Source organism: Robertmurraya korlensis NBRC 107688, from assembly GCF_001591645.1.
In the GTDB taxonomy this organism is placed as follows: Bacteria; Bacillota; Bacilli; order Bacillales; family Cytobacillaceae; genus Robertmurraya_A.
On the sequence record NZ_BCVH01000001.1, the window covers coordinates 180,349 to 197,914 of the forward strand.

Consider the following 17,566-nt stretch of genomic DNA (forward strand, 5'->3'; position numbering starts at 1 on the left):
GATTTTGTTATATTTTTTAACAAAAAGCGCAAACTTTCAAAGTTTGCGCTCATCATTTTACATTTTGGAATTAAATAAATCAGTAAGTACTGGAACGATTTGTTTTTTACGTGAAACTACACCTTTTAATACTGCCTTATTATTTTCAAGTGTCACACCGTATGCTTCTTCAACGGCTGAGCTTGCATTTCCTAATGCAAGGGCGGTTGAATCATTTGTTAGAATGTCTGTCACTACAAATAAGAACAGGTCTAGACCTTTTTCTGAAATAATGGTAGATAAAGTTTCTTCAAGTTCAGCTTGTCTAGAGAACACGTCGTTAATATCTACAGCATTTACTTGCGCAATTTCAACCTTACTAGCTCCCATTTGGAACTCTTTTGCATCAAGGGATACAAGCTGTTGAATAGTTTTTTCGCTTAAATCTGCTCCAGCCTTAAGCATGTCCAATCCGTAGCTTTCAGCATTTACACCAGCGATTTCAGCTAGTTCTTTTGCTGCAGCGATATCTTCATTTGTACAAGTTGGTGACTTGAATAATAAGGAATCAGAGATAATCGCAGAAAGCATAAGACCAGCAATTTCTGGACGAATTTGTACATTATTCTCTTTATAAAGCTTGTTTAGGATAGTTGCAGTACATCCAACCGGCTCACAGCGATAGTAGAGAGGGTCACTTGTTTCAAAATTTGCAATACGGTGATGGTCGATTACTTCTAAAACACGGACATGATCAATATCACTTACACTTTGTTGTCTCTCGTTGTGGTCAACAAGGATAACGTGATTCACTTCACCTGCAACTGTTTCAACAAGTCGTGGAGCTTCTGCTTTGAACGTGTCAAGGGCAAATTGGGTTTCTCCGCTTACTTCTCCTAATCGAACGGCTTCCACATCCATACCTAGAGCCTTTTTTAATTCAGCATAAGCGATAGCAGAACAAATTGTGTCAGTATCAGGATTTTTATGACCAAAAATAAGAACTTTTTCCATGATTATCTCCTTTAAAATTAATCTATATCGTATGTACATATACTTTTATAATTTAACACAAATACAAAAGAAGGACAAAAAATAATTCATTCATAATGTAAACTTCTTCACAAGAAATATGATGTAGGCTATAATGGTGAGGAAAATATAATATTGGTCTATCTTCGGGGCAGGGTGTGATTCCCGACCGGCGGTAATGAGTGTTTACTCTTAGCCCGCGAGCCTGGTTTTTGGGCAGGATTTGGTGCGATTCCAAAGCCGACAGTATAGTCTGGATGGGAGAAGATGGAGGTTCTGCCGACGTTCAAAAAATGATAGTTTGAACGTTTATTAAGCGTACCTTCTAAATAATCTCCCTCGAGCGTCTCGCTTGAGGGTTTATTTGTAACGGTGGTACGCTTGCTGAACCTTTCTTCTTTAGGTGAGATGGATCCTAAAAAAAGGAGAGAGGGAAATGAAAGGTTTTAACGTAAGAACACTTGTTTTGATTGGAATGTTAAGTAGTATCTCGTATGTACTAATGCTTCTTAATTTTCCAATTCCACCGTTTCCACAGTTTTTAATGGTGGATTTCAGCGATGTACCAGCTTTAATTGGTGCACTCATTCTAGGACCAGTAGCTGGAATAGTAATTGAACTTCTTAAAAATGTACTTGATTACTTTTTAACAGGTAGTGCAACAGGAGTTCCAGTCGGACATGTTGCAAATTTTGTTGCTGGAATTCTGTTTATTTTGCCAACATACTACATTTATCAAAAGGTTAAATCTTCAAAAGGTATGACATTCGGCTTGGTTATAGGTACGATCTCAATGGCCGTTCTTATGAGTGTTCTTAACTATTACATTATTTTGCCTGCATATACATTCTTTCTAAATACCCCTGCGATGTCAGGAGAAGAAACAAGGCAAATGATTGTTACAGCAATTCTTCCTTTTAACTTAGTTAAGGGTATTTTGATATCAGTCATTTTTATGCTTTTATTTACAAGAATGGGAACATGGATGAACAAACAAAAAGTACAAAGCAGAGCAGCATAGTCACAAAAAAAAGCAACGGCGAAGCCGTTGCTTTTACTTATTTACATACTATTCGAATTTAAGTGCGTCTCCATCAAATGCTTCATCAGCCACTTTAATAGAGTCTGTCGGACAGCCTTCAAACGCATCCATCATATCGTCTAATAGAACGTCTGGAATTTCAACGATACCTTGGTTATCGTCAAGAGTAACGAACGCAATGCCTTCATCATCGTAATCGTAAATATCTGGCGCAGCTGCTCCGCAAGCACCACATGCAATGCAAGTTTCTTTGTCTACAATTGTGTATTTTGCCATGTAAAATACCTCCCAAAAAATTAAACAAGTATATTTTATCATTCCCAAAATGCAATAGGAATGCATCCCTCATATCTTATTGTAAAACTGAATGGTCAACATTTCAATAGAAAAAGTATTGAGAATGCTTATCATATAAGGGTTTAATAATGTTTAGCATTTTTTATTCATTAAATGAGTCTCATTTCATGCTACAATAATAGACATAAAAATACAAAAAAACCTACGTAACGAAGGTGAAGAAAATTGATAAATATTCTTGAACACGTGGTTCTATATTGTTTATCAAAACTGGGAAAAGAACGAAGTAGCTCAAGCGTGTTTCATTTATTAAATGGAAAAAAATCTTCTCAAACCATTCAGGACTCTCATCTTTTTCAAGTAGACTCCTTTTTTAATACGGCGCATTCCTTAACAAGGGAGCAATATGAGGACATTATAACAAAACTAATCAATCATGATTTTATTTATTTAGGAAGCAATCAGCAAATCGTAATTAGTGAAAAAGGACATTTGTTAGTAAAAGAATTGTATTCAACTTATCCATACTTAAAAAGATTGCAAGGAGGAAAGTATCACAATAGTATGCAATTTTGGGAGAGATTATCTTTACTTACACAAGTATGCTCTAACCTAGTAAATAAACAAACAAGATATATACCCGTTCAGAAAAATAAAGATACTCAAAATTGGATTAAGTATCTATTTGCAACATCGGAGGAAAGCAGCAGTAACCTTCCTCATATGCTTCTAACGGAATTATATTCATTATTAGAGACTTCTGAATTGGAGATTGACCCTACCGTATTAGTTGCAAGACTTTCGGGGTTTCAATCCATTGGATTAACGGAAATGCAAACGATCGATCTGCTTGGTCTAGACGAAAATAGCTACCGGTTTCAATTTCAAGCATTGCTTCATTGTTTATTGCGGTCCATTGAGATGAACCCATCAGCATATCCCTTATTAGCTAGGATTGCAGTTACAGATGAGCTTCATCAATTAACAGCTTCTACAAAAAAAACATACGAATTATTAACCAAAGGAAAAGGGATTGTAGAAATCGGTCAAATCAGGAGATTAAAAGAAAGCACTATTCAGGATCATATTGTTGAAATTGCTCTTTTCATTCACACATTTAATATTGACCGTTTTGTTGATCAGCCACTTCAAGAGCAGATTAAAGAGGCGATCCAAAAGGCATCATCAAAGCAGTTGAGAAAAATCCGCGAAATAATAGAGGTTGATTATTTTCAGATACGATTAGTTATTGCAAAATGTGGTGACCTATTATGACCCTTGAGAATAAACTTAAAACACATTTTGGATATGATCATTTCAAAAAAGGACAAAGAGAGATTATTGAAGCATTAACACTAGGGAAAAATGTCCTTGCCATGCTCCCAACTGGGACAGGTAAGTCATTATGTTATCAACTTCCTGCGTATCTTATGGATGGTGTAGTTGTAGTGGTTACCCCATTGCTTTCCTTGATGCAGGACCAAGTTGAGCAGATGATGGCACGTGGTGAAAAACGGGTGGTAGCAATAAATTCTTTTCTAGAGCGTGGGGAGAGAGCTAGTGTCTTTGGACGTCTTCATACGTATAAATTCATTTATATTTCTCCTGAAATGTTGATGAGTGATTTTGTGGTCTCCCATTTAAACAAGCTAACAATCAGTCTATTTGTTGTAGATGAGGCACATTGTATCTCCCAATGGGGGTATGATTTTAGACCTGATTATTTAAAGCTAGGAGACATCCGCGAATCTTTAGGAAGCCCTCAAACAATTGCATTAACAGCAACAGCTGATCAGGAGGTGCGGTCGGATATTGCTCAAACTTTAAAGCTAAATGAGTGGGATGAGTTTGTTTCCTCTGTTGACCGTCCCAACATTAAGATGGTCGTAGACTTTGTTCAGGATGCTAGGGATAAGCTAGATAAGCTGTTAGAGTGGGTATTTTTTTTACAAGGACCTGGAATTATCTATTTTTCAAGTAAAAAATTAGCTGAAGAAGTTGCCATCATGTTACGGGACAGTGGGTTGCCAAGAGCAATGGCCTATCACGGTGGTCTAGACCAAGAAAGTAGAATACTTATTCAACAGCAATTTATTAAGGGGCAGCTTGATGTGATTTGTGCAACCAGTGCTTTTGGTATGGGAATCAATAAAGAAAATGTCCGGTTTGTCATCCATTTTCACATGCCCTTACAGCTAGAATCTTACTTACAGGAAATAGGCAGGGCAGGAAGAGATGGGGAGAATAGTATTTCTATTCTTCTGTATTCCCCCCATGACGAGCAACTGCCATACCAGCTAGCAGAGGGAGAACTTCCTACCCAATATCAAATTAATTGGCTGTTTCAACATTTTGGAGATCGATTACTATATGAATGGGAAGAAATGGAGGAATCCATAAAACATATTGGGGGATTTTCAGATACATCCTGGAGATTAACAAAGGATTTTCTTCGAAGCCTTAATAACAGTATGGATTTAAAGGTAGAGGAAGAAAGATTTCTTCAATATATTGATAATCGAAAAAAGCATAAAAGGAATAAGATAGTGGATATGTTGAATTGGATTCAGTCCAAGGAGTGTAAACGTAAGGGGATTCTTTCCTATTTTGGGGAGGTAAAACAAAATACTGTTGAAGATTGTTGTCATGTGTGTGGGATTGCTTATGATCAATATAATAAGAAAAGTTCAGAAGTAGTAGAGGTTACCCCTTTTCAGTGGAGGGATTATTTGCAGGCATTACTTTCGAAGAGTGGGACTAGTTATGAAAAATAAATATGAAGAATTGATAGACGAATTATCAGATCAAGAATTAGTAAAACACCTATACATTACACAGGTCTTACTAATAGTCCTTTCCATAGGCATTGGATGGTTTTTATTCGATCATATGAAGTCCTTTCTTGACCTATTTCATTGGAAGGACCCTTATATATGGTTGGTAGGGGTTCCGGCAGGATTGTTAATCGTTTGTATTGACGTACTATTTATGAAGTACCTCCCATCCTCTTATTATGACGACGGTGGACTGAATGAGAAATTGTTCTCAAAGAGAAAAGGCTGGGAAATTCTCTTTATTGCTGCAATTGTAGCAGTTAGCGAAGAGATTTTATTTCGAGGAGTCATACAAACTCATTTTGGTCTAATTACATCCAGTGTCATTTTTGCTTTAATCCATTATCGCTATCTATTTAATTGGTTTCTCTTTTTAAATATCACTCTACTCAGTTTCTTTATTGGGGTTATATATGAGTGGACAGGAAATCTCCTAGTAACTATTGTCATGCATTTTATAATTGATGCGTTATTGGGATTTATTATCAAACGTAAAAAGAGAGGAACGTGAAAAATATGAATAAAGAAGAGCCTATTAGAGATCAAGCAGAAAAACTTCGTAAAAGGATGAAGGATGTTGATCGAAAAGTAGATACAATAGAAAATGAAACGATTACTAACTCTAAAGAAAAGCTACCACCTCGGAGTAGGGTTCATAAACAAAAACAAATGAAAAAAAAGACAAAAATAAAGGTAAAGTATCCTCTTATTCGTTTACTAGGAATGTTTTTTATCTTACTTCCCATCGTCATATTTAGTATTTACACGTATAATGAATCACAAAAAACATCAAGTAGCATACCTGTTCAAGAAAATAAGGGAGCAGAAGCGATTTATTATACAGATGAAGAAGAGGGTCTAGAAGAAACTACAGAAACTGATGAAGATGAAACGAACGACGAGAATGTGGAAAATGAGGAGAAGGAAGCGGATAAAATAGATAAATCAACAAATTCAGAGCAAATTAATCCGATCGAGACTCCACAAGAAACCACATCGACTTCGGAAGCAATGACTACTGCGGAGCCAAAAGTACAAGCAGTAGATCAAACAGTTGTTTACCATAAAGTACAGCCAGGTGAAACCGTGTTTAGACTTGCTATGAAGTATTATAAATCACAATCCGGTATTGATATTATTAAGAAAGCAAATTCTTTGTCTTCAAACGAAATAACAGTGGGACAAACATTAACCATTCCGCTGAGTAAATAACTGGGGCTAGGCCATAAATGGCTTAGCTCTTTTTTTGGAATCGACATAAAACAAAGGACAAGTTCATATTTATTTAATAGGGGAGGGTAGAAAAATGGAATCAGATATTTTATTATTGGACGATCGAACGGATCAGGCTACCAAACAGATGTTACAAAAAGTGGTAGATAAAAAAAGAAAATTTGATAAATTAAAGCTTCGTCATTTACTTGTTATGTGGACAACCATTTTTCTATGTTTTATTTATTTTTATTTTCTTTATAAATTAATTTTGGCCCCTTACTCTTATTCCTTTGCAGCCATGTTTTCCGTTTTTGTTGATCATTCAGCAAATCTGTACATCCTTGTTATTGTCGTTGGATTATATGGGTTTATGAATCTTTTGAAAGAAAAGCGAGAGAAAGCTGAAAAGGAATACCATGCACTACGATGCGAGATCATTGATAAGAGTAAGGACCTTTGGAAAAAAGAAGAGGAGTGGAAAAACCGTCACAAAGTATTTGAAATGATGAAGAAAAATTTTGATATAAACCTTTATCATGAAAGTAAATAGTACAAAGTATATTTGACGTAGAGGGTTCTTTGCTCATATTGTCGAATAATCTATCGAAGACATTTACTCTTTCCTGAGGTGATTGACATGTTCGTAAAAAGTATTATGATACCAAAGCACCATTGTCATGTTGTTTCTCATCAAGACTCTTTGATGAATGCGTTAACTAAGCTTGAAGAGGAACAAATTGATGGGTTGCCCGTTTTGGATGGACAGACTTATGTAGGGACGGTTACCAGATACAGCATTTATGAAAATTATTTTAAAAGCCAACAAACAAAGGATGAGTATTTAACCAATACAACCGTTTCGCAAATTGCGACACACCAAGATCGCTTTCTTGAAGGAAACGAAATCTTTGAAAATTTATTGTTAGATTTAAAGGATTACCCTTTGTTGTCTGTAGTTGATGGGAACAGGGAATTTCTAGGGGTTGTAACACGCTCCGACGTTCTAGAGCAATTCGGCTCTGCTTTTGGTGTACATCGCTCAGGCATTAGAATAGCATTCACCTCTGTAGAAACAGAAGGTAGGATTGCGAAACTCGCAAAAATTGCTCATCAATTCCATGAACAAATTATTTCATTAGTCACTTTTGACGAAACGGATAAATTGGTTCGAAGAATTGTCTTGAAAATTGAAAAGAACAATAATGTTGATAAGTTTGTTAAAAAGCTAGAGGATTTTGGTTTTCGTATTCTCAATATATATGAAGATTAATTGGAAGATAAATGTGTAACATATTTGATTCCTCTCATACATTGTTTATGGGAGGGATTTTTGTGTATGTTAAAAAAATAATGAAGCTTTTGTTTGGATATATATGTGGATTATTATTTATTGTATGGATACCTATCCATCTTCCAAATAAGTTATCTGAGATTATTGTTGAGGTAGTGTTGAGCCCGGTTCCTTTTATCGCTTCTATTTTAGCGTTTTTTATCGGGTTTTTATTGAATGCTGATTTAATTAAGAATGGAATTGAAATGATGGCTATAGGTTTATGGAGGGGGAAGTTATTAAAGCTTGAGTGTCTCCTGCTTTTCTGTGTGTTTTTAAGTTTTTATTTCCTTTCGGTTGTCTCCTTTTGGCCAGCCCTTGCATTTTTTTGTTTCTCACTCCTTTATGGTATGATTTCATTAGATTACGAGCTTCTACGTGAGAGTAAACAATAATATTTAGTGGAGGAAATATGGAGTTCTTATTTTATACGTTCGTCATAGTGGCAGTTTGTCTGCTTGTTTTTATGTACAAAGAGGCATATCGGAATAAAGTTCAAACCCATCAGTTAACTTTTTCGGAGTTTCCTCAAAGCTTTGGTGAACTAAAGCTTTTTTTTATATCCGATATTCATAAGCGAAAAATCTCTGATGATATTATTCAGGATACCAAGGCTAAAGGGAAGGTAGATCTAGTAATCATTGGTGGTGACCTTTTAGAAAAAGGCGTCGATTTTCAGAGGGTAAAGCACAATCTTGCACTTTTGAGACAATTGGGACCATTGTATTTTGTTTGGGGCAATAATGATTATGAGGTTGACTATCATGAGCTAGATGCACTACTACTTGATCATGGAGTGAAGATATTAGATAATACAGCAGTTTCTTTTGAATCGGAAACAGGGGAAGTGATGGTCCTGCTTGGAGTTGATGATCTTCAGTTAAAGAGAGATCGTTTGGACTTAGCACTTCAGGATGCAAAGCAGGAGGGTTTTCGTATACTCGTCAGTCATAATCCGAAAATCACGGAAAAAATACAGGTACAAGATCGGATTTCGTTAGTGTTAAGTGGACATACCCATGGAGGTCAAATTAGAATATTTGGTTTTGGGCCGTATGAGTTAGGTGGATACCGTCGATTAAAAAACACCTCTCTTTTCGTGAGTAATGGATACGGAACGACAGCTGTGCCATTAAGGCTAGGAGCAAGAGCCGAAACACATTTCATTTCCATTTCTAATAAAAGTGAAGTGTAAATGGCAGCCTATACAAAGTTTACACAGTTTTTATATGAGCTGTATAATGTGAGTATGTTATGAGTTATACGGAGGACAGACAATGGTGCTTGAAGAAGAAGGAAAATATAACATAAAAGCGGTATCAAAAATGTTAGGAATCCAAGCAGGAACATTACGTGCATGGGAAAGACGATACCAGATGGTAGCTCCAAAGAGGAACGAGTCAGGACACCGTCTTTATACGGAAGAACATGTGAGAATATTAAGATGGCTCCAAGATAAAGTGAGCAAGGGCTTTACGATTAGTCAGGCTGTTACATTGCTAGAAAATAATGAGGTTGAGGAAAAGGAAGGTCTCCTACAGATGCAGTCAGGTGGAGACCAATCCAGTCTTATGGCGGACAAGCTACTCGAATCATTACTTGCTTTTGATGAGAAAAGTGCACATGATATTATTAATCAAGCGTTTAGTTTGTTTACCATCGATAAGGTATTAGTAGATATTTTGGGAACGTTACTTGTCAAAATTGGTGATTTATGGGAGGAATCCAAAATCACAACCGCACATGAACACTTTGCCTCTTCTATTCTTCGATCAAGAATTGGAATTATACTTCATTCTTTTCCGCATAATCCAATGATGCCAAAGGCCATAGCAGTCTGTGGACCGGGGGAGTGGCATGAGCTAGGTTTACTCATCTTCACCTTATTTTTAAGACGGAAAGGTTTTGAAGTAATCTATTTAGGGGCAAGCATAGCTGAAAAAGATATTGATGAGGTTATTAAGATTGTAAAGCCCAAGTTTATCTTCTTTTCCTGTACCATGAAGGAAAATGTTAGTGGAACATTGAAATTAACAGAAAAATTGGTAAAGACCTACGAAGGTATACATATTGGATTAGGTGGGTTTGCTTTTGATGCCATTTCAGTCAAAGAAAAGGATAAATATCAAGAACACATTATAGGAGCCTCTCGAACCGATTGGGAAACCTGGTTGAAAACAAGATTGTAAGAAGGAATATCAATTAGACAATTCACCTTCCTGCAAGAATTTCATACACTAAACAAACAGTTGTTCACAGCAGGGGGCTTTATAATGCGCTTAGAACGATTAACGTACAATAAAATTAAAATTTTTTTAACTACTGATGATTTATCTGAAAGAGGATTAACAAAAGAGGATATATGGAAAGATTCTTTAAAATGGCATCAACTGTTCCATGAGATGCTTGAAGAAGCAAGTGAACAGTTTGATGTAGATATACAAGGAACCGTTGCGGTAGAAATCTTTACGATGCATACACAGGGTATGGTCATGATCGTAACAATGGATGAGCAAGAGGAAGAAGATAGCTCGTTATTGGATTCCTTTTATGATTTACAGGTAAGTGTGAAGGAAAAGCAGGATTTAATTTATGAATTTAACAATTTTGAGTATGTAATTCAAGTGGCTCATCAGTTAAAGGTACTTGGCTTTACTGGGGGAAGCTTATATGTAATGGATGATACGTACTATTTTTGTATAGAGAGTGTAGAGGATTGTAACGCAATGTTAGTGGCAGTTGTGTTATCCGAATACTCAAACCCAACTCTTGAGAGCATTCATCGCATAAAAGAGTATGGAAAAACAGTGATTGATCAAGAAGCGGTTGAGACGATTGTCCATTACTTTAAGTAATGGAATGTCTCTGCCGTTTTTTTTCTAAAAGAATATCTTGAGACGAAAAACAGACAATAGTAAATAGTATTTAAATAGAAGGTGAAACACCCCATTGTAGGCGACTAAGGAATAGAGTGAAATACAGAAAATTCCCTAAACAGCAACGGTGGTAGCGTTTTCAAAAAATAACGTAAAAATGTCAAAAAATTTTCATTTATTATTGCATAAATTACCTAAAAGTGTATACTATGTCATGAATGGGACAACATTGTTAGTGATTTTAGGAGGGTAAAATAGTGGCCGAAAAAGGGACTACAAACATAAACCAAGAAGATAAGCTTGATGTGCTAAAATCAACTCAAACCGTTATTCACAGTGCATTAGAAAAGCTTGGCTACCCTGAAGAAGTATATGAACTTTTAAAAGAACCAATGAGAATGTTAACAGTAAAGATCCCCGTAAGGATGGACGATGGGTCAGTAAAGATATTTACTGGGTATCGCGCACAACATAATGATGCTGTTGGACCTACAAAGGGAGGCATTCGTTTCCATCCTGGCGTAACAGAAAAAGAGGTTAAAGCCCTTTCCATTTGGATGAGCTTAAAATGTGGCATTGTTGACTTACCATATGGAGGAGGAAAAGGGGGAATTGTTTGTGACCCTCGTGATATGTCATTTCGTGAACTCGAGCGTCTAAGTCGTGGATATGTTCGGGCAATTAGTCAAATTGTGGGACCGACAAAAGATATTCCTGCACCCGATGTTTTTACTAATTCACAAATTATGGCTTGGATGATGGATGAGTATAGTCGAATAGATGAATTTAATTCTCCCGGATTTATTACCGGAAAACCGCTCGTATTAGGTGGATCACATGGTAGAGAATCTGCAACGGCAAAAGGCGTAACCATATGTATTAGAGAAGCTGCAGCGAAGAAGGGCATCAATATAGAAGGAGCGCGTGTGGTTGTTCAAGGATTTGGCAACGCAGGTAGCTATCTATCAAAGTTTATGCATGATGCAGGTGCAAAAGTAGTGGGTATTTCTGATGCTTATGGAGCTTTACATGATCCAAATGGGTTGGATATTGACTATTTATTAGATAGACGTGATAGCTTTGGAACAGTGACAAAGTTATTTAACAATACCATTTCAAATAAAGAATTGCTTGAATTAGAGTGTGACATCCTTGTCCCTGCGGCAATTGAAAATCAAATTACAGAAGAAAATGCGCATAATATTCATGCGAAGATAGTGGTTGAAGCAGCAAATGGTCCAACGACTCTTGAAGCTACAAAGATCTTAACAGACCGTGGCATTCTCCTTGTTCCAGATGTGCTTGCATCTGCGGGGGGAGTAACCGTTTCTTATTTTGAGTGGGTGCAAAATAATCAAGGATATTACTGGACGGAAGAAGAAGTGGAAGAGAAATTAGAGAAAGTTATGTGTAAATCGTTTAATAACATATATGATACTGCTCAAACAAGACGCGTTGATATGCGTTTAGCAGCCTATATGGTTGGTGTTAGAAAAATGGCCGAAGCATCCAGATTCAGAGGTTGGATTTAATGATTAATATTTGAAAAGAAGTAAAAAAATCTCTATCATAAAATGATGGAGATTTTTTTGTTTAGGAGAGAGAGCGATGCAAAGAGAAGATGCAATTATAATTGGTGGAGGACCATGTGGCTTAGCAGCCGCAATCGCATTGAAAAAAATAGGGAAGAATCCTCTTATTATTGAAAAAGGAAATATTGTTAATGCTATTTACCACTACCCTACTCACCAAACATTTTTTAGTACAAGTGAGAAGCTAGAAATTGGAGATGTTCCTTTTCTTACAGAGGAATACAAACCAAAAAGAAATCAAGCATTGGTATATTACCGGGAAGTAGTAAAAAGGAAAGACTTACGGGTACACCCTTTTGAAAAAGTAACGACTATCCAAAAGGAAGAAAATGGGTTTATTGTTGTAACGGATAAAAAGGAGTACTCAGCAAAATATGTAATTGTGGCAACAGGTTATTATGACCATCCAAACATGATGGGAATTCCAGGTGAAGAGCTACCGAAGGTTTCTCATTATTTTAAGGAGGCTCATCCTTATTTTGATCAAGATATTGTTGTTGTTGGAGGTAAAAACTCAAGTGTTGACGCAACAATTGAGCTTGTCAAAGCAGGTGCAAGAGTGACGGTCATCTATCGTGGAAAAGAATATTCACCTTCAGTCAAACCATGGATTCTTCCAGAATTTGATGCACTTATTCGAAACGGTGTCGTAAAAATGGAATTTGAAGCGGAGTTAAAGAAAATTGAATCGGATAAGGTGACATATATCAAAGATGGCAAAGAATATAGTATTAAAAATGACTTTGTTTTTGCTATGACCGGTTATCATCCAGATCACAGCTTTCTTGACCAAATGGGTATCGAAATTGATGAAGATACTGGAAGGCCAAGGTATGATGGGGAAACGATGGAAAGCAATATAAATGGGATCTATATTGCAGGTGTATTGGCTGCTGGAAACAATGCAAATGAAATATTTATTGAAAATGGTCGTTTTCATGGAGAGTTAATATCAAAATCAATCGTTAATAAAGAATGGGAATAGAAATAACCGGGCAAATATTTGCCCGGTTTATTATTGGAAAAATTCATCCAGTTTTTTAATATCTGTCGTCGATTCTAAAGCAATCATTAATTTAATTCTAGCCTTTTGACCGTTCAGACCCTTTGAAAAGATAACCCCCAAATCCTTAAACTGTTTCCCGCCACCTTCATAACTGTATACATCTTCTGCTAGGCCATTGAAGCATCTTGACACAAATACAACAGGTATTTTGTTTTCGAGCAGAAGCTTAATTCCATGGATAGTTGCTGGAGGGAGATTTCCTTGTCCTAGCGCTTCAATGACCACTCCGTCAAAATGTAAATCATTTATCGCATAAAGGAGGGAGGAATCCATTCCTGCATGAGCTTTTATTAGTACGACACGTTTAGATATGTTAACTACATTATACGTTTCTCTTTTCTTTGGTGCGTGGTGAAAAAAAACTCCCCTTTTTGTCACTGTCCCAATGGGTCCATACTGTGGGCTTTGAAAAGTAGATACATTGCTCGTATGAGTTTTTGTTACATTCACGGCTGTATGTATTTCGTCGTTTAAAACAACAAGAACTCCATTTCCAACCGCTTCATCACTGTTTGCTACTTTTAAAGCTGAGAGCAAATTATATAAACCGTCTGAACCAATTTCATTACTTGACCTCATTGCCCCTGTCATCACAATCGGTATGCTTGTCCTAATGGTTAAATCTAAGAAGTATGCTGTTTCCTCTAGGGTATCTGTACCGTGTGTAATAACAACTCCACTAATTTTATTTTCCTTAATATATTCTTCAATCATTTTTTTTAATTGAAGCATTTCTTTTGCCGTTATATGGGGCGAGGGGAGCTGGAAGGGTTCTTCAATTAATAAATTAGCAACTGACAACAGTTCCTTAGTTTTATCAATAATTGGATTTTTTTCACCAGGCTTTACGGTACCGGTGTCCGTATCCTCACTCATTGATATTGTCCCACCTGTGTGGATAACAAGCAGATTTTTCATAATACCCTCCTGTTACATTTATTGTTAGAATCATACCTATACAAAAGCCATTTCGTCTATAAGCAACGTAAAAAATTATAGATTTTCTTTCTATTGAACTCATGGTACGATGGAAGAAACGAATGGAAAAGAGGATAGCGAATGCTAGGAATTCTTTCTGCTGGGATAGCTCCTGGCTTAGCTCTTCTTAGTTATTTCTACTTAAAGGATGAGTACGGGTCAGAACCAATCTCAGTGGTATTACGTACATTTATATATGGAGCACTGCTTGTTTTTCCAATTATGTTTATTCAATATGTGATTGACGTGGAGCATTTGGTATCTTCCGACTTTATAAATGCCTTTTTCACCACAGGATTTTTGGAAGAATTTTTCAAATGGTTTATTCTTTTTTATGCGATTTACCAGCATGTTGACTTTGACGAACCCTATGATGGAATTGTGTATGGCACCTCTGTGGCACTTGGGTTTGCAACTAGTGAAAATATATTGTATTTATTGGCAAATGGGGTTGAGCACGCTGTTGGGCGTGCGCTTTTACCTGTTTCGAGTCATGCGCTTTTTGGTGTGTTAATGGGCTACTATTTAGGGAAAGGGAAATTTACCAAAGAGAGAAAAGGGAAATGGCTTCTATTTTCACTGTTTCTTCCTGTTTTGTTTCATGGTATTTATGACTTTATATTAATGTCCTTTGAATATTGGATTATTTTTATTTTACCGTTTATGATTTTTTTATGGTGGCTTGCTCTCCGAAAGGTGAAAAGTGCGAGATCCTTGAGTGGAATTAAGGCAACTAGTGATGATATACACATTCAAAAACCCCTTCAATTATAAAATTGCAAGGGGTTTTGTTTTGTCTTTCATTCCTGTTTAAGAAGTTTCTAGTAGCTTTTTGCATAAAAAACCAACCTCTACAAAAAATAGGATTAATGTTAATAAGATTTACATCTGGGGGTTGCAAACGATGAACAAAAAAATTTTATTAATGAAAGTTGCTACAATCTTCTTTCTAACACAAGTTATTATCCCCTTTACAGCTAAGGTGGATAAGGTTGATGCCTTCACCAATCAAGTGATTCAGCAAGGGGCAGTAGGTGAAGATGTCATCGAACTTCAATCACGTCTTCAATACATTGGGTATTATAATGGGAAAATTGACGGTGTATTCGGATGGAAGACGTATTGGGCATTAAGAAATTTTCAGTATGAATTTGGTCTTCCAATTGACGGATTGGCAGGACTAAAAACAAGACAAAAACTAGTGGACGTAACAAAGTACAATGAGCAATTTGTAAAAAAACAAATTAATAAAGGGAACAAATTCACTCATTATGGTGGGGTGGATTTAGCAAAGCAAAAGGGGCCAAACCCAAAAGGTAATAACGCAAAGAACAATAATCAAGGAACGACAACACAAAAAAAACCGACGGCCAATACTCAAGCAAAGAAGCCGGCAGCTCAACAACCGAAACAGAATACAGCAGCTAACAAGACGCAAAACAACCAGACGGCAAAAAAACCAGCTGCACCAAATGGAACTGCAAAAAATCAGTCAAGACCGAAAGCGACAGCTGTAACTCCGCCAAAAAAACCTACAGCAGCCAACGTGCCAAGTGGTTTTTCACAAAATGATATTCAGTTAATGGCTAACGCTGTGTACGGGGAAGCAAGAGGAGAACCGTATATTGGTCAAGTAGCTGTAGCGGCAGTTATATTAAACAGGGTACAAAGTGCAACATTTCCAAATACAGTTTCAGGTGTGATATTTGAGCCACGAGCGTTTACTGCCGTTGCGGACGGTCAGATTTGGTTAACTCCAAATGAAAACGCCAAAAAAGCAGTTATGGACGCGATGAACGGTTGGGATCCAACTGGTAATGCGATCTATTACTTTAATCCTGACACCGCGACAAGTGGGTGGATATGGTCAAGACCACAAATTAAGCGCATCGGAAAGCATATATTCTGTAAATAGGGGTGAGGTCGAATTGATTAGAACAATCCTTATAGGTGTTTTGGTGCTTGGGGTAGCAGGAACCGCTTTTTGGGGCTATCAAGAGCATCGTGAGAAAAATGCCGTATTAATTAATGCTGAGAACAACTATCAAAGAGCGTTCCATGATCTTAGTTATCAAGTTGATCTATTAAATAACAAGATAGGCACTACACTAGCGATGAATTCAAGAGAATCATTATCTCCTTCTTTAGCAGAGGTTTGGAAAATCACCTCTGATGCCCATAGTGATGTAGGGCAACTTCCGTTAACTTTGCTACCCTTCAACAAGACGGAGGAATTTCTAGCGAAAATTGGTAATTTTAGTTATCGTACAGCTATTAGAGATTTAGAGAAAGAGCCTCTAACGGATAAAGAATACCAATCATTACAGGAACTTTATAAGCAGTCAGCGGAGATACAAGGTGAGTTACGGAAGGTCCAACATATGGTATTGGAAAATAATTTACGATGGATGGACGTTGAAATGGCCCTAGCTTCATCTGAAGAACCTCTAGATAATACAATCATTGATGGATTTAAGACGGTTGAAAAAACGGTTGAAGGATATGGAGAAGCAAATTTTGGTCCAGCCTTTGTTTCTCTAAGTCAAAAAGAAGACAATGAGTTTAAGTATTTGAAAGGGAAACAAGTGAAAGAAGATGAAGCAGTTCAAATCGCTAAAAAATATGCAGCCTTTGGGAATGATGTGGTTGTAAAGGTTACGGAAAGTGGAAAAGGAGCAACAACCGGTTTCTATAGTATCTCCGTACAAAAGAAGGGTACGAATGAAGAGGCGAACATGGATGTCACGAAAAAAGGTGGGTATCCAATTTGGTTTATCTATTCTCGTGACGTAAAACAGCAAAAAATAAGTCTAAATGATGCAAGTACGAAGGCGGTCCAATTTTTAAAGGATACAGGCTTTGAAAATTTAGATCTTTTTGAAAGCACACAGTACGATAATGTTGGTGTCTTTACGTTCGTTACGAATGAAAATAATGTTAGAGTCTATCCGGATTCTATTAATGTGAAGGTCGCATTGGATAACGGAAATATTTTAGGGTTTTCTGCGGATGATTACTTACGCTCTCACCATGTAAGAGACATTCCGAAACCAACTCTATCGTTGGAGGAAGCACAAAAGAAAATCAATCCAAGTGTTAAGGTGATGGAAAATAGACAGGCTATCATTATTAACGATATGAATGAAGAAGTACTCTGCTACGAATTCATGGGAACACTAGGCGACGATACGTATCGCATTTTCATTAACGCAAGTAGCGGTATCGAGGAGAAAGTTGATAAGCTGGAAAATGCAGAGGAAGTATATGAAGATGTTGTATAAGGAAAAGCTCAGTGCTTTTCCTTTTTTTTAGATTCATATTGCGC

General features: G+C 36.7%; 19 protein-coding genes and 1 riboswitch. Of the genes, 16 read left to right on the forward strand and 3 right to left on the reverse strand.

Annotated elements, in window-relative coordinates:
* Nucleotides 1–57: 57 nt before the first annotated feature.
* Nucleotides 58–993: a manganese-dependent inorganic pyrophosphatase gene (locus BKO01S_RS00860; protein ID WP_066047493.1), complete on the reverse strand. Its 936-nt coding sequence runs from the start codon at nucleotides 991–993 to the stop codon at nucleotides 58–60.
* A 156-nt stretch (nucleotides 994–1,149) separates the two neighbouring features.
* Nucleotides 1,150–1,284: riboswitch (FMN riboswitch) on the forward strand.
* Nucleotides 1,285–1,447: 163 nt separating this feature from the next.
* On the opposite strand from BKO01S_RS00860, the gene BKO01S_RS00865 reads away from it, so the two are divergent.
* On the forward strand, nucleotides 1,448–2,032 hold the full coding sequence (locus BKO01S_RS00865) for an ECF transporter S component (RefSeq protein ID WP_066047496.1): 585 nt from the start codon (nucleotides 1,448–1,450) through the stop codon (nucleotides 2,030–2,032).
* Nucleotides 2,033–2,080: 48 nt separating this feature from the next.
* Here the strand turns inward: BKO01S_RS00865 and BKO01S_RS00870 are convergent, their stop codons facing one another.
* The gene (locus BKO01S_RS00870; RefSeq protein ID WP_066047499.1) at nucleotides 2,081–2,329 is read right to left on the reverse strand and encodes a ferredoxin; all 249 of its coding nucleotides are present in this window, start codon (nucleotides 2,327–2,329) and stop codon (nucleotides 2,081–2,083) included.
* 246 nt (nucleotides 2,330–2,575) lie between these two features.
* Between BKO01S_RS00870 and BKO01S_RS00875 the strand changes: the two genes are divergently transcribed.
* From BKO01S_RS00875 to BKO01S_RS00930, 12 genes are all read left to right on the forward strand, one after another.
* Nucleotides 2,576–3,625 (forward strand): YpbB family protein, encoded by a 1,050-nt coding sequence (locus tag BKO01S_RS00875; RefSeq protein ID WP_066047503.1) that lies wholly within the window; start codon nucleotides 2,576–2,578, stop codon nucleotides 3,623–3,625.
* Nucleotides 3,622–5,124 (forward strand): RecQ family ATP-dependent DNA helicase, encoded by a 1,503-nt coding sequence (locus BKO01S_RS00880; protein ID WP_066047506.1) that lies wholly within the window; start codon nucleotides 3,622–3,624, stop codon nucleotides 5,122–5,124. The genes BKO01S_RS00875 and BKO01S_RS00880 overlap by 4 nt, the downstream gene beginning before the upstream one ends.
* Nucleotides 5,114–5,695: a CPBP family intramembrane glutamic endopeptidase gene (locus BKO01S_RS00885; RefSeq protein WP_066047509.1), complete on the forward strand. Its 582-nt coding sequence runs from the start codon at nucleotides 5,114–5,116 to the stop codon at nucleotides 5,693–5,695. The genes BKO01S_RS00880 and BKO01S_RS00885 overlap by 11 nt, the downstream gene beginning before the upstream one ends.
* 5 nt (nucleotides 5,696–5,700) lie before the next feature.
* Nucleotides 5,701–6,396, forward strand: a complete 696-nt coding sequence (locus BKO01S_RS00890) for a LysM peptidoglycan-binding domain-containing protein (protein ID WP_084361948.1) — start codon at nucleotides 5,701–5,703, stop codon at nucleotides 6,394–6,396.
* A gap of 94 nt (nucleotides 6,397–6,490) precedes the next feature.
* A complete protein-coding gene (locus BKO01S_RS00895) occupies nucleotides 6,491–6,949 on the forward strand; it encodes a YpbF family protein (RefSeq protein ID WP_066047514.1) in 459 nt (152 codons plus the stop codon).
* A gap of 87 nt (nucleotides 6,950–7,036) precedes the next feature.
* Nucleotides 7,037–7,669: a CBS domain-containing protein gene (locus tag BKO01S_RS00900; protein WP_066047517.1), complete on the forward strand. Its 633-nt coding sequence runs from the start codon at nucleotides 7,037–7,039 to the stop codon at nucleotides 7,667–7,669.
* A 62-nt stretch (nucleotides 7,670–7,731) separates the two neighbouring features.
* A complete protein-coding gene (locus BKO01S_RS00905; protein WP_066047520.1) occupies nucleotides 7,732–8,124 on the forward strand; it encodes a hypothetical protein in 393 nt (130 codons plus the stop codon).
* A gap of 17 nt (nucleotides 8,125–8,141) precedes the next feature.
* A complete protein-coding gene (locus BKO01S_RS00910; RefSeq protein WP_066047523.1) occupies nucleotides 8,142–8,924 on the forward strand; it encodes a metallophosphoesterase in 783 nt (260 codons plus the stop codon).
* An 85-nt stretch (nucleotides 8,925–9,009) separates the two neighbouring features.
* Nucleotides 9,010–9,918: a MerR family transcriptional regulator gene (locus BKO01S_RS00915; RefSeq protein ID WP_157077291.1), complete on the forward strand. Its 909-nt coding sequence runs from the start codon at nucleotides 9,010–9,012 to the stop codon at nucleotides 9,916–9,918.
* Between the two features lie 84 nt (nucleotides 9,919–10,002).
* Nucleotides 10,003–10,584, forward strand: a complete 582-nt coding sequence (locus BKO01S_RS00920) for a genetic competence negative regulator (protein ID WP_066047528.1) — start codon at nucleotides 10,003–10,005, stop codon at nucleotides 10,582–10,584.
* 275 nt (nucleotides 10,585–10,859) lie between these two features.
* Nucleotides 10,860–12,137: a Glu/Leu/Phe/Val family dehydrogenase gene (locus tag BKO01S_RS00925; protein WP_066047531.1), complete on the forward strand. Its 1,278-nt coding sequence runs from the start codon at nucleotides 10,860–10,862 to the stop codon at nucleotides 12,135–12,137.
* 76 nt (nucleotides 12,138–12,213) lie between these two features.
* Nucleotides 12,214–13,182 carry a YpdA family putative bacillithiol disulfide reductase gene (locus BKO01S_RS00930; RefSeq protein ID WP_066047534.1) on the forward strand — a complete coding sequence of 323 codons (969 nt, stop codon included), beginning with the start codon at nucleotides 12,214–12,216 and terminating at the stop codon, nucleotides 13,180–13,182.
* Nucleotides 13,183–13,212: 30 nt separating this feature from the next.
* Here the strand turns inward: BKO01S_RS00930 and BKO01S_RS00935 are convergent, their stop codons facing one another.
* A complete protein-coding gene (locus tag BKO01S_RS00935) occupies nucleotides 13,213–14,181 on the reverse strand; it encodes an asparaginase (protein WP_066047538.1) in 969 nt (322 codons plus the stop codon).
* 141 nt (nucleotides 14,182–14,322) lie between these two features.
* On the opposite strand from BKO01S_RS00935, the gene prsW reads away from it, so the two are divergent.
* The 3 genes from prsW to ypeB all read left to right on the forward strand — a co-directional run bounded on the left by prsW (nucleotide 14,323) and on the right by ypeB (nucleotide 17,522).
* Nucleotides 14,323–15,015: a glutamic-type intramembrane protease PrsW gene (prsW, locus tag BKO01S_RS00940; RefSeq protein WP_066047541.1), complete on the forward strand. Its 693-nt coding sequence runs from the start codon at nucleotides 14,323–14,325 to the stop codon at nucleotides 15,013–15,015.
* A 130-nt stretch (nucleotides 15,016–15,145) separates the two neighbouring features.
* Nucleotides 15,146–16,156, forward strand: coding sequence for a spore cortex-lytic enzyme (sleB, locus tag BKO01S_RS00945; protein ID WP_066047543.1), 1,011 nt, complete (start codon nucleotides 15,146–15,148; stop codon nucleotides 16,154–16,156).
* Nucleotides 16,157–16,169: 13 nt separating this feature from the next.
* Nucleotides 16,170–17,522, forward strand: a complete 1,353-nt coding sequence (ypeB, locus tag BKO01S_RS00950) for a germination protein YpeB (protein ID WP_066047545.1) — start codon at nucleotides 16,170–16,172, stop codon at nucleotides 17,520–17,522.
* The last annotated feature ends 44 nt before the right edge of the window (nucleotides 17,523–17,566 follow it).